The 11,956-nt window shown below is 63.0% G+C and carries 12 protein-coding genes; 9 read left to right on the plus strand and 3 right to left on the minus strand.

Features of this window, described 5'->3' with window-relative positions; genetic code table 11:
• The first annotated feature begins 72 nt into the window (after window positions 1-72).
• Window positions 73-819 (plus strand): MlaA family lipoprotein, encoded by a 747-nt coding sequence (locus LVS58_RS03975; protein ID WP_442796437.1) that lies wholly within the window; start codon window positions 73-75, stop codon window positions 817-819.
• Between the two features lie 89 nt (window positions 820-908).
• On the opposite strand, the gene LVS58_RS03980 is transcribed toward LVS58_RS03975, so the two are convergent.
• Window positions 909-2,057 (minus strand): patatin-like phospholipase family protein, encoded by a 1,149-nt coding sequence (locus LVS58_RS03980; RefSeq protein ID WP_233689976.1) that lies wholly within the window; start codon window positions 2,055-2,057, stop codon window positions 909-911.
• 27 nt (window positions 2,058-2,084) lie between these two features.
• Complete coding sequence (locus tag LVS58_RS03985) at window positions 2,085-3,020, minus strand: lipid A biosynthesis lauroyl acyltransferase (protein ID WP_233689977.1); 936 nt, start codon at window positions 3,018-3,020, stop codon at window positions 2,085-2,087.
• Between the two features lie 111 nt (window positions 3,021-3,131).
• Here LVS58_RS03985 and minC point away from each other — a divergent pair, with 111 nt between their 5' ends.
• The 7 genes from minC (at window position 3,132) to LVS58_RS04020 (ending at window position 9,817) form a co-directional block, all read left to right on the plus strand.
• The gene (minC, locus tag LVS58_RS03990; protein WP_233689978.1) at window positions 3,132-3,893 is read left to right on the plus strand and encodes a septum site-determining protein MinC; all 762 of its coding nucleotides are present in this window, start codon (window positions 3,132-3,134) and stop codon (window positions 3,891-3,893) included.
• 109 nt (window positions 3,894-4,002) lie between these two features.
• Window positions 4,003-4,815, plus strand: coding sequence for a septum site-determining protein MinD (gene minD / locus LVS58_RS03995; protein ID WP_003252574.1), 813 nt, complete (start codon window positions 4,003-4,005; stop codon window positions 4,813-4,815).
• Window positions 4,816-4,818: 3 nt separating this feature from the next.
• Window positions 4,819-5,073, plus strand: coding sequence for a cell division topological specificity factor MinE (gene minE, locus LVS58_RS04000; protein ID WP_003252572.1), 255 nt, complete (start codon window positions 4,819-4,821; stop codon window positions 5,071-5,073).
• A 150-nt stretch (window positions 5,074-5,223) separates the two neighbouring features.
• Entirely contained in the window at window positions 5,224-5,859 is a 636-nt protein-coding gene (locus LVS58_RS04005) for an RluA family pseudouridine synthase (RefSeq protein ID WP_233689979.1), read from the plus strand.
• A gap of 168 nt (window positions 5,860-6,027) precedes the next feature.
• Window positions 6,028-7,317, plus strand: coding sequence for a M18 family aminopeptidase (locus tag LVS58_RS04010; protein ID WP_233689980.1), 1,290 nt, complete (start codon window positions 6,028-6,030; stop codon window positions 7,315-7,317).
• 140 nt (window positions 7,318-7,457) lie between these two features.
• Window positions 7,458-7,625 (plus strand): hypothetical protein, encoded by a 168-nt coding sequence (locus tag LVS58_RS04015; protein ID WP_003252566.1) that lies wholly within the window; start codon window positions 7,458-7,460, stop codon window positions 7,623-7,625.
• A 44-nt stretch (window positions 7,626-7,669) separates the two neighbouring features.
• Window positions 7,670-9,817, plus strand: coding sequence for a mechanosensitive ion channel family protein (locus LVS58_RS04020; RefSeq protein WP_233689981.1), 2,148 nt, complete (start codon window positions 7,670-7,672; stop codon window positions 9,815-9,817).
• 30 nt (window positions 9,818-9,847) lie between these two features.
• Here the strand turns inward: LVS58_RS04020 and LVS58_RS04025 are convergent, their stop codons facing one another.
• A complete protein-coding gene (locus LVS58_RS04025) occupies window positions 9,848-10,561 on the minus strand; it encodes a UTRA domain-containing protein (protein WP_233689982.1) in 714 nt (237 codons plus the stop codon).
• 327 nt (window positions 10,562-10,888) lie between these two features.
• Between LVS58_RS04025 and LVS58_RS04030 the strand changes: the two genes are divergently transcribed.
• A complete protein-coding gene (locus tag LVS58_RS04030) occupies window positions 10,889-11,953 on the plus strand; it encodes an ABC transporter substrate-binding protein (RefSeq protein WP_233689983.1) in 1,065 nt (354 codons plus the stop codon).
• Window positions 11,954-11,956: the final 3 nt, after the last annotated feature.

Here is an 11,956-nt window from a genome sequence, read left to right on the forward strand (position 1 = left end):
AAACTCCTCTTCGCCACTGCCCTGCTTGCCGCCGGCCACTCCCTGGCGGCCGAAACCGCCCCCCGAGCCAGTGTGGTCGAGGCTGACCCGCAGGTGATCGGCACCGCGCCACTGGTGCCCGAAGCCGATGGCTTCGTCGACCCGCTGCGTGAGCTGAAATTCAACCCGGGGCTGGACCAGCGCGAGTTCGAGCGCTCAACCCTGCAGGCGTTGAACGTGTACGACCCCCTGGAGTCGATCAACCGGCGCATCTATCACTTCAACTACCGATTGGACCAATGGGTGCTGCTGCCGCTGGTCAATGGCTATCAGTATGTAACCCCAACGTTCGTGCGCACGGGGGTGAGCAACTTCTTCAACAACCTTGGCGATGTGCCGAACCTGTTCAACAGTGTGTTGCAGCTCAAGCCCAAGCGCTCGGCAGAAATCACTGCGCGGCTGATGTTCAACACGATTATCGGCGTGGGTGGGCTGTGGGACCCGGCGACCCGCATGGGCCTGCCGCGTCAGAGCGAGGACTTTGGCCAGACCCTGGGCTTCTATGGCGTGCCGGATGGGCCGTACCTGATGCTCCCGGTGCTAGGGCCATCGAACCTGCGCGATACCACCGGGCTGGTGGTGGACTATGCGGGAGAGCAGGCGGTCAACTACCTGAACGTGGCCGAAGCCAGCACCGATCACCCGGAAATCTTCGCCCTGCGCGTGGTGGACAAGCGTTACACCACCCATTTCCGCTATGGCCAGCTCAACTCGCCGTTCGAGTATGAAAAGGTGCGGTATGTGTATACCCAGGCGCGCAAGTTACAGATAGCCGAATAAGCCTGCTGCGGCCCTTTCGCGCCTGCACAGCTATTGCACAACCCTTTGTAGGAGCGGGTTCACCCGCGAAAGGGCCCGCACAGGCGACATCAAATCCCCAGGAATTCGCAAAGCTCGCGCTTCTTGGCCAAGGCATCCTTGCGCCCCAGCTCGATCAGTTCACTGCAATAACTGGCCTCGAACAGCAAATAGCTCAACACCCCCGCCCCGCTGGTGCGCGTCGCCCCCGGCCCACGTAAAAACAGGCGTAACGCCGCCGGCAACTCGCGCCGGTGCCGAGCGGCAATCTCATCCAGCGGCTGGCTGGGCGCCACCACCAGCACGTCGATCGGTGCCAGCCCCAGGCGCCGGGCATCCAGGTGCGCCGGCAACAGCCCGCTCAAGTGGTTGAGGCGCTGCAGCAGTTCGATATCGTCTTCCAGGCTGTCAATGAACGTACTGTTGAGCATGTGCCCGCCAATCTGCGCCAGGCTCGGCTGCTGCCCGCTGAACACACGCTGGGGCGCCACCGGTGGCGCTGGCCGCTGCGGGTTTCCGCTGACCCCGACCACCAACACCCGGCTGGCGCCCAGGTGCAGGGCCGGGCTGATCGGCGCCGACTGGCGCACTGCACCGTCGCCGTAATACTCACCGCCCAGTTGCACGGGGGCGAACAGCAGCGGAATCGCCGCACTGGCCAGCAAGTGGTCGATGGTCAACGGTGCAGGTACGCCGATACGCCGGTGGCGCAGCCAGGCCTCGATGGTACCGCGGCCCTGATAGAAGGTCACCGCCTGGCCGGACTCGTAGCCGAAGGCGGTCACTGCCACGGCGCGCAGTTGCTCAGCGGCCAAGGCGTGGTCGATGCCATCCAGGTTCAGGTGCGTTTGCAGCAGGCTGCGCAACGGACTGCTGTCGAGCAGCGCCACGGGCGCCTGGCCGCCCAGCCCCAGCAGGCTGTGGCCAACGAAACGGCTGGCCTGGCGCACGACACCGGGCCAGTCGCTGCGAATGACCAGATGGCTGCGAAAATGCTGCCAGAAGGCAGTGAGCCGCTGCACGGCGTCGTTGAAGTGCACCGCACCACTGGCCAGTGTGACAGCGTTGATGGCCCCGGCGGAGGTGCCGACGATGACCGGAAACGGGTTGTGCGCGCCGGCGGGCAGCAACTCCGCGATGCCCGCCAGCACGCCGACCTGGTAGGCGGCGCGGGCGCCGCCGCCAGAAAGGATGAGACCGGTTACCGGGGTGGGTGCCATGGCGTCCTTCCTGGGGTTGATATGTCTTCAGCGCTTCTTCTTGTCATACAGCCGCGGCGCCCCTTCGGGCCGCGACTTGAACCGCCGGTGCGCCCACAGGTATTGCTCGGGGCACTCGCGCAACACACGTTCAACCCACTGGTTGATGCGCAGGCAGTCGGCTTCCTCGCTCTCGCCGGGGAAGTCCGCCAGCGGCGGGTGGATGACCAGACGATAGCCGCTGCCATCCTCCAGGCGTTTCTGGGTGAACGGAATCACCTGCGCCTTGCCCAGACGGGCAAACTTGGTGGTAGCGGTCACCGTCGCCGCGGGGATGCCAAAAAACGGTACGAAGATGCTCTGCTTGGCGCCGTAGTCCTGGTCCGGTGCGTACCAGATCGCCCGGCCAGCGCGCAGCAGTTTGAGCATGCCACGCACGTCCTCGCGCTCCACCGCCAGCGAATCCAGGTTGTGGCGCTCGCGGCCGCTGCGCTGGATGAAGTCGAACAGTGCATTGCCGTGTTCGCGGTACATGCCGTCGATGGTGTGCTGCTGGCCGAGCAGCGCGGCGCCGATTTCCAGGGTCGTGAAGTGCACCGCCATGAGGATCGCGCCCTGCCCCGCCTGCTGGGCGGCCTGAAGGTGCTCAAGGCCCTCGATGTGGGCCAGACGCGCCAGCCTGGCCTTGGGCCACCACCAGCTCATGGCCATTTCGAAGAAGGCGATGCCGGTTGAGGCGAAGTTGGCCTTGAGCAAACGCTGCCGTTCGTCGACCGACAGCTCCGGGAAGCACAGCTCCAGGTTGCGCGCGGCGATGCGCCGACGTTCACCGGCGAAGCGATACATGACGGCGCCCAGCGCGGCACCGATTCTCAGCAGCACCCGGTACGGCAACTGGACCACCAGCCACAGCAGGCCCAGGCCCAGCCACAGGCCCCAGAACTTGGGGTGAAGGTAATAGCGACGAAAACGCGGGCGTTCCATTGAAGCATCCGGAAAGACAAAGGCCGCGCATTCTACAACGGATCAGCGCATGTTGCGGGCAACCGGTGTTCTCGTTATAAGTCAGGGCACTTTTTTCGCAACAAGCCGTCTATGCAGACCATGAGCCCAAACCACACACCCGACACCGCCTCCGTGTTCCAGCTCAAGGGCAGCATGCTCGCCATTACGGTACTGGAACTGGCGCGCAATGACCTTGAAGCCCTCGACCGCCAATTGGCGGCCAAAGTCGCCCAGGCCCCGAACTTCTTCAGCAATACACCACTGGTGCTGGCGCTGGACAAGCTGCCGGCCGACGAAGGGGCGATCGACCTGCCCGGCTTGATGCGGATCTGCCGCCACCACGGCCTGCGTACCCTGGCCATTCGCGCCAACCGCATCGAGGACATCGCCGCCGCCATCGCCATCGACCTGCCGGTGCTGCCACCGTCAGGGGCCCGCGAACGGCCGCTGGAGCCCGAGCCCGAGGTGGTCAAAAAGCCCGAACCGGCCCCGACGCCAGCCCCTGCCCCCGAACCCGAGGTGCGCCCGACCCGCATCATTACTTCGCCAGTACGCGGCGGCCAACAGATCTACGCTCAGGGAGGTGATCTGGTTGTGACGGCTTCGGTCAGCCCAGGTGCGGAACTTCTGGCCGATGGCAACATCCATGTGTACGGCGCCATGCGCGGCCGCGCCCTGGCCGGCATCAAGGGCAACACCAAGGCGCGTATCTTCTGCCAGCAGATGACCGCCGAAATGGTCTCGATCGCCGGCCAGTACAAAGTCTGCGAAGACCTGCGCCGGGATCCGCTGTGGGGTACCAGCGTGCAAGTCAGCCTGTCTGGTGACGTGTTGAACATCACCCGTCTTTAACGGATACTTGCCAGCATTTTTAGAGCAACTTTTTTACCGTTGCCTTTATCTAGCTATTTCAGTTTTTTGCAGGGACAAGTGTCCCGACTATTTTTAGGGGTGAAACACCTTGGCCAAGATTCTCGTGGTTACTTCCGGCAAGGGGGGTGTGGGCAAGACCACTACCAGCGCCGCCATTGGTACCGGCCTCGCACTGCGCGGCCACAAGACCGTCATTGTCGACTTCGACGTGGGCCTGCGTAACCTCGACCTGATCATGGGCTGCGAACGCCGCGTGGTGTACGACTTCGTCAACGTGGTCAACGGCGAAGCCAACCTGCAGCAGGCCCTGATCAAGGACAAGCGCCTCGAGAACCTGTACGTGCTGGCCGCCAGCCAGACCCGTGACAAGGACGCGCTGACCCAGGAAGGCGTGGAAAAGGTACTGATGGACCTGAAGAAGGACTTCGAGTACGTCATCTGCGACTCGCCGGCCGGTATCGAAAAAGGTGCTCACCTGGCCATGTACTTCGCTGACGAAGCCATCGTGGTGACCAACCCGGAGGTTTCGTCGGTACGTGACTCCGACCGCATGCTGGGCATTCTGTCGAGCAAGTCACGCCGCTCCGAAAACGGCGAAGAGCCGATCAAGGAGCATCTGCTGATCACCCGCTACCACCCGGAGCGCGTCGTCAAAGGCGAAATGCTGAGCGTGGCTGACGTGGAAGAAATCCTGTCGATCAAACTCAAGGGTGTGATCCCGGAATCGCAGGCCGTCCTCAAGGCGTCCAACCAAGGTATCCCGGTCATTCTCGATGACCAGAGCGATGCCGGCCAGGCCTACAGTGATGCGGTCGACCGCCTGCTGGGCAAAGAGAAGCCGATGCGCTTCATCGATGTACAGAAGAAGGGATTCTTCGAGCGCATTTTCGGGAGCAAATAAACCATGAACCTTTTTGACTTCTTTCGTGGCAGACAGAAACAGACCAGCGCGTCGGTAGCGAAAGAGCGTCTACAGATCATCGTGGCGCACGAGCGCGGCCAACGCAGCGAACCGGACTACCTGCCCGCGCTGCAGAAAGAACTGCTGGAAGTGATCCGCAAATATGTGAACATCGGCAACGATGATGTGCATATCGAGCTGGAAAACCAGGGCAGCTGCTCGATTCTGGAGCTGAATATCACCCTGCCGGATCGCTGATCCGCGTAGTCGACAATTTGGGGCTGCCTTGCAGCCCTTCGCGGGCAAGCCCGCTCCTACAAAGGATATGCATTCCCTGTAGGTGCGGCCTTGCCCGCGAAGGGCCGCAAGGCGGCCCCTGCGTTTACTGCTATTTTCGTGAGACCTGCAATGCCGCTGTCGAATGTCCAGATCCTCTTTGAAGACGCCGCCATCCTGGTGATCGATAAACCGACCCTGCTGCTGTCGGTACCTGGCCGTGCCGAGGACAACAAGGACTGCCTGATCACCCGCCTGCAGGAAAACGGCTACCCCGATGCGCTGATCGTGCACCGTCTGGACTGGGAAACCTCCGGCATCATCCTGCTGGCCCGCGATGCCGACAGCCACCGCGAACTGTCGCGCCAGTTTCACGACCGTGAAACCGAAAAAGCCTACACTGCACTGTGCTGGGGCCAGCCGGCGCTGGACAGCGGCAGCATCGACCTGCCGCTGCGCTACGACCCACCGACCAAACCACGGCATGTGGTGGACCACGTGCAGGGCAAGCACGCCCTGACCTTCTGGCGTATCGTCGAGCGCTGCGGCGATTACTGCCGGGTGGAGCTGACGCCGATCACCGGGCGTTCGCACCAGTTGCGCGTGCATATGCTGTCCATCGGCCACCCGCTGCTGGGTGATCGCCTGTACGCCAACCCGCAAGCCCTGGCGGCCCATGAACGGCTGTGCCTGCATGCCTCGATGCTGAGCTTTACCCACCCGGTGTCTGGGCAGCGGTTGAAGTTCGAGTGCCCGGCACCGTTCTGATTTTGCAGGGCCTGTACCGGCCTCTTCGCGGCTAAAGCCGCTCCTACAGGGACCGCGCTGCGCTCAGGGGCCGTGTAACACCTGTGGGTGCGGCTTAGCTGCGAAGATGCAGACACAAACTGTCGACATTCTGCGTTAAACTCGCGCCACTGCTGTCTGGAGTGAGCTATGCGCGACGCACTGAATACCGGCCTTATCGAATTCCTCAAGGCCTCCCCCACGCCCTTCCATGCCACCGCCAGCCTGGTCCAGCGCCTTGAGGCGGCCGGCTACAAGCGCCTGGACGAGCGCGACAGCTGGGACACCGAGGCGGGCGGCCGCTACTACGTCACCCGCAATGAGTCTTCCATCATCGCCATCAAGCTGGGCCAGCAGGCGCCCCTGCTCAATGGTATCCGCATGGTCGGCGCCCACACTGACAGCCCGTGCCTGCGGGTCAAGCCTCAGCCCGAGCTGCAGCGCCAGGGCTTCCTGCAACTGGGTGTGGAAGTGTATGGCGGCGCGTTGCTGGCACCGTGGTTCGACCGCGACCTGTCGCTGGCCGGCCGCGTTACCTACCGCCGTGACGGCAAGGTCGAAAGCCAGCTGATCGACTTCAAGCTGCCAATCGCGATCATCCCCAACCTGGCGATCCACCTGAACCGCACCGCCAACGAAGGCTGGGCGATCAACCCGCAGAACGAACTGCCCCCCATCCTCGCCCAAGTGGCCGGTGACGAACGCGTCGACTTCCGCGCCCTGCTCACCGAGCAACTGGCCCGCGAGCACGAGCTGATCGCCGACGTGGTGCTGGACTACGAGCTGAGCTTCTATGACACGCAGGACGCCGCGCTGATCGGCCTGAATGGCGACTTCATCGCCGGCGCCCGCCTGGACAACCTGTTGTCGTGCTACGCCGGCTTGCAGGCCCTGCTGGCCGCCGACAGCGACGAAACCTGTGTGCTGGTGTGCAACGACCACGAAGAAGTCGGCAGTTGCTCGGCCTGCGGTGCCGATGGCCCGATGCTGGAGCAGACCCTGCAGCGCCTGCTGCCCGATGGCGACACCTATGTGCGCACCCTCCAGCGCTCGCTGATGGTGTCGGCGGACAACGCCCACGGTGTACACCCCAACTACGCCGACAAGCATGACGGCAACCACGGGCCAAAGCTCAACGCCGGGCCCGTAATCAAAGTGAACAACAACCAGCGCTACGCCACCAACAGCGAGACTGCCGGGTTCTTCCGCCACTTGTGCATGGCTGAGGAAGTACCGGTGCAAAGCTTTGTGGTGCGCAGCGACATGGGCTGTGGCTCGACCATCGGGCCGATCACCGCCAGCCACCTGGGTGTGCGCACCGTGGATATCGGTTTGCCGACCTTTGCCATGCATTCCATTCGCGAGCTGTGTGGCAGCCATGACCTGGCGCACCTGGTGAAGGTACTGACCGCGTTCTACCGCAGCCGCGAACTGCCTTGATATAGGCAGGCCCGGCCTGTTCGCGGCGGTTCGACGCCTCGAATAGGCCGGTCCTGCTTCCACCTGCCCAAGGTCAATCACGCCTCGCTTGCCAAGCGCTATGCTTGTTACATGGCCCCACTGCAAAAGGATTGCTGTCCATGTCCCCGTTCCTGTCACTGTTCGTTCCGGTGTTCCTGTTCCTGATGCTGCTGACCATCGGCTTCAGCATGCGCGAACGCAACATCGGTGTACTGATGATGTGGGTCGGCACCCTGGGTATTTTCGGCCTCACCTGCTGGAAGATCCTCGAGAAACTGCCGACATAAACCTCTACACTCGGTCAATCGTTTGACCTGAGGTAGATTTGCCAGTGCCTGCCCTCCTGCGTTACCTGTTCCTGTTGCTATTGCTTTTCATCGCCCCGGTACAAGCGGCGGGCTTGCCTGGCCTGCTGGGCGGCAGTGCCCCCGCGCAGCCAGAAGCCACCGAACCGCTGGGCAAGTCGCTGGACGAGGTGATCAAGAACCTCGAGAACGACCAGCAACGGGCCAAGCTGCTGGCCGACCTGAAAAAACTGCGCGACGCCACCCGGCAATCGCAACCCAGCGTTGAACAGGGCGTACTCGGCCTGATCGGCGGTGCCCTGCATGACTTTGAAAAACAGTTCAGCGGCGATGCCAGTCCATTCCACCGCTGGGCCGCGGAAATTCAGCAGGCCCAGGCCGAACTGACCGAGCTGGTGGTGCCCGTGCACCAGTGGCCGCCAATCCTGTTCGGTTTTGCTGCAGTGATTGTCGTGTGGAGTGTGCTGGCCTACGCCTTCAACTGGGTCGGCCATCGGGTGCGCCTGCGCTTTGGCCTGAGCGAAGAACTGCCACAGCACCCGCGTACCTGGGACCTGGTGCGCTTTGCCTTGCGCAAGCTAGGCCCATGGCTGGTAGCGCTGGTGTTCACGGTGTACCTGAGTTTCGTGCTGCCGCCATCGCTGGGCAAATCCCTGGCCATGGTGCTGGCCTACGCACTGGTGGTCGGTACCTGCTTTTCGGCCATTTGTGTCATCGCCTTTTCCTTGCTCGACGGCCCACACCGCCACCGCGCCCTGCACATCCTGCGGCGCCAGGCGTTTCGCCCGTTGTGGCTGATCGGCAGCTTCGCCGCGTTTGGCGAGGCGATGAGCGATCCACGCATGCTGGTTGCCCTCGGTACCCACCTGGCCCACACCCTGGCTACCTTGGCCAATGTGATTGCGGCACTGTGCACCGGGCTGTTCATCCTGCGCTTTCGTAGGCCGATCGCCCACCTGATCCGCAACCAGCCACTGTCGCGGCGCCTGACCCGACGCACCCTCAGCGATACCATCGAAATCCTCGGCAGCTTCTGGTTCATTCCGGCGCTGATCCTGGTGGCCATCTCGCTGTTCGCCACCTTCGTCTCCGCCGGCGACACCAGCACCGCCCTGCGCCAGTCGCTGATGTGCACCGTGCTGGTGGTGGTGTGCATGGTGCTCAACGGCCTGGTGCGCCGCCATGCTGCCAACCCCAAGCGGGCCGGCAAGCGCCAGGCGGTGTACACCGAGCGCCTGCGCAACTTCGGCTACCTGCTGGTGCACCTGTTCATCTGGCTGGTGTTCATCGAGTTGGGCCTGCGCGTCTGGGGCGTGTCGATGATCAGCTTCGCCGAGGGCGACGGCCATGACATCAGCCTGCGCCTGCTGGGCCTGGCCGGCACGCTGATCGTGGCCTGGCTGGTGTGGATCCTTGCCGACACCGCCGTACACCACGCCCTGGTGCGCTCGCGCCGGGGGCTGGCCAACGCCCGTGCGCAAACCATGATGCCGTTGATCCGCAACGTGATGTTCGTGGTCATCTTCATCATCGCGGTCATCGTCGCCCTGGCCAACATGGGCATGAATGTCACCCCGCTGCTGGCCGGTGCCGGTGTGATCGGCCTGGCCATCGGTTTTGGCGCGCAGTCGCTGGTAGCCGACCTGATCACCGGCCTGTTCATCATCATTGAGGATTCGCTGGCCATTGACGACTACGTGGATGTTGGCGGCCACCTGGGCACGGTGGAAGGGCTGACCATTCGTACCGTGCGCCTGCGCGACATCGACGGCATTGTGCATACCATCCCGTTCAGTGAAATCAAGAGCATCAAGAACTACTCGCGGGAGTTCGGCTACGCGATCTTTCGCGTGGCAATCCCGCACAACATGAACATCGACCAGGCGATCACGCTGGTTCGCGAAGTGGGGCAGAAGCTGCGCAATGACCCGCTGATGCGCCGCAATATCTGGTCGCCGCTGGAGCTGCAGGGGGTGGAGAGCTTCGAGTCAGGGTCGGCGATCTTGCGGGCGCGGTTCAAGACCGCACCGATCAAGCAGTGGGAGGTGTCGCGGGCGTTCAACCTGGCCTTGAAGCGGCAGCTGGATGAAGCCGGGCTGGACCTGGCGACGCCGCGGTTGTCGGTGCAGGTGGTGACAGCCGGTGGGGGAGGGATGACAGGAACCGGTGCTTAGGAGCGGGTTTACCCGCGCAGAAGGCACACCTCATCCAGCCTGGGCACGAATGCGGATCGCATCATGCCGCCAATACTCGAGGTCACAGTCGATCAAGTGCCCATGCTGGTCGCTGTTGACCCGGGTAATGTGCAACCCCGGGCTGCCCGCCGACACTTTCAAAGCGCTTGCCGCCTCCACCGGCAACGCTGTCGGCAGGATCTCGAAGCACACCTGCCCGTACTCGATGCCATACACCCGCCCATAAATCTCGGTCAGTGACTGCGCCAGGTCGTGTTCGAGAATGCCTGGAAAGTACCGGGGGTTGAGGTAATGCTCGGCATACAGCACCGCCCGCCCGTCAATCCGCCGTAACCGGCAGACACGCACCACGCTGGACAACGCCGGCAACTGCAAGCGTGCACAGATGGCCGCCGAAGCCGGCTGCAGCCTCGCCGACAGCAGTTCGGTACTGGCCACCCGCCCCTGATCGCGCACCATGGCATGGAAGTGGCTGCGCTCGATCAGGTCGTAGGTCAAGCGCTGCGGCGCAACGAACCAGCCTCGGCGCTCTTCGCGGTAGATCAAGCCTTGGGCTTCCAACTGCACCAACGCCTCGCGCAGGGTAATGCGCGTGGTGTCGAACACCTCGCTGAGCCGCCGCTCGGCCGGCAGCTTGCCGCCCGGCGCCAGCAGGCCATGCACGATCTGCTCCTGCAGGGCATGGCAGATGGCTGTTACCGCACGCGGGGGCGTCGACTGCATCAAAAGGTTACCTATCTGGACTAGTCCAGCCCCATCACAGGGCAGATTGAGAATAGTGCAAGCCTATGCAGGGCTGATGAACATCCTGTGACAAAGCTTGGGCCAGGCACTGCCAGAAACGCGCCAAGCCAGCAGAACCGCGGCGATTACCTGGTCTACGCTGTAGTTTCAGGGCCCTTGCCGGCCCCCTCCCCACATCAAACTGTCACGCAAGCGGCCTACCTTGGCTCAAGGTTTGCTGACCTAGACCAAAGGTGCCAGTCAAAGGCTTGCAACGGCTTTACCCAGAACAACGATCGCAAAGGCACCCACCCAAAGGAGCTTCGGATGAAAAAGTTCTTCATGGCGTCACTGCTTGGTTCGGCCATCGCGTTGTGCACCTCGGCCATGGCCGCCGGCACTGACCTCAAGGCCCTGGAAGACGCCGCCCGCAAGGAAGGCACTGTCAACAGCGTGGGCATGCCCGACGCCTGGGCCAACTGGAAAGGCACCTGGGAAGACCTGGCCAGCAAGTACGGCCTCAAGCACAGCGACACTGACATGAGCTCGGCCCAGGAGCTGGCCAAGTTCGAAGCCGAAAAGGACAACGCCAGCGCCGACATCGGTGACGTGGGGGCCGCCTTCGGCCCGATCGCGGTGACCAAGGGCGTCAGCCAGCCTTACAAGCCAAGCACCTGGGACCAGGTGCCGGAATGGGCCAAGGACAAGGACGGCCACTGGGCGCTGGCCTATACCGGCACCATCGCCTTCATCATCAACAAGGACCTGGTCAAGGAGGAGGAGCGGCCGAAAACCTGGCATGACCTGGAAAAAGGCAAGTACAAGGTCGCCATCGGTGACGTCGGCACAGCAGCCCAGGCCGCCAACGGCGTGCTGGCTGCAGCCATCGCCTACAAAGGTGACGAGACCAACGTGGCGCCAGGCCTGCAACTGTTCACCAAGCTGGCGCAGCAGAAGCGCCTGTCGCTGGCCAACCCGACCATCCAGACCATCGAGAAGGGCGAGGTCGAGGTCGGCGTGGTGTGGGACTTCAACGGCCTGAGCTACCGTGAACAGATCGACCCAAAACGTTTTGAAGTGCTGATTCCCTCGGATGGTTCGGTGATCTCCGGCTATACCACGGTCATCAACAAGTACGCCAAGCACCCCAACGCGGCCAAGCTGACCCGTGAATACATCTTCAGCGACGCCGGGCAGATCAACCTGGCCAAGGGCCATGCGCGGCCGATCCGGGCCGAGCACCTGAAGCTGCCGGCGGACGTGCAGGCCAAGCTGCTGCCCAACGAACAGTACGGTGCTGCCCAGCCGATCAAGAATGCCGAAGCCTGGGAAGCCACCTCCAAGAAACTGCCGCAAATGTGGCAGGAGCAGGTGATCATCGAGATGGAGTAAGGG

The sequence above is a fragment of the Pseudomonas sp. JR33AA genome, from assembly GCF_021378985.1.
Lineage (GTDB): Bacteria > Pseudomonadota > Gammaproteobacteria > Pseudomonadales > Pseudomonadaceae > Aquipseudomonas > Aquipseudomonas alloputida.

What these genes read in the sequence shown, in the direction of transcription:
- LVS58_RS03980 (WP_233689976.1), bottom strand. Translation starts at nt 2,057, where the DNA reads ATGGCACCCACCCCGGTAACCGGTCTCATCCTTTCTGGCGGCGGCGCC.
- LVS58_RS03985 (WP_233689977.1), bottom strand. Translation starts at nt 3,020, where the DNA reads ATGGAACGCCCGCGTTTTCGTCGCTATTACCTTCACCCCAAGTTCTGG.
- minC (WP_233689978.1), top strand. Translation starts at nt 3,132, where the DNA reads ATGCAGACCATGAGCCCAAACCACACACCCGACACCGCCTCCGTGTTC.
- minE (WP_003252572.1), top strand. Translation starts at nt 4,819, where the DNA reads ATGAACCTTTTTGACTTCTTTCGTGGCAGACAGAAACAGACCAGCGCG.
- LVS58_RS04005 (WP_233689979.1), top strand. Translation starts at nt 5,224, where the DNA reads ATGCCGCTGTCGAATGTCCAGATCCTCTTTGAAGACGCCGCCATCCTG.
- LVS58_RS04010 (WP_233689980.1), top strand. Translation starts at nt 6,028, where the DNA reads ATGCGCGACGCACTGAATACCGGCCTTATCGAATTCCTCAAGGCCTCC.
- LVS58_RS04015 (WP_003252566.1), top strand. Translation starts at nt 7,458, where the DNA reads ATGTCCCCGTTCCTGTCACTGTTCGTTCCGGTGTTCCTGTTCCTGATG.
- LVS58_RS04025 (WP_233689982.1), bottom strand. Translation starts at nt 10,561, where the DNA reads ATGCAGTCGACGCCCCCGCGTGCGGTAACAGCCATCTGCCATGCCCTG.
- LVS58_RS04030 (WP_233689983.1), top strand. Translation starts at nt 10,889, where the DNA reads ATGAAAAAGTTCTTCATGGCGTCACTGCTTGGTTCGGCCATCGCGTTG.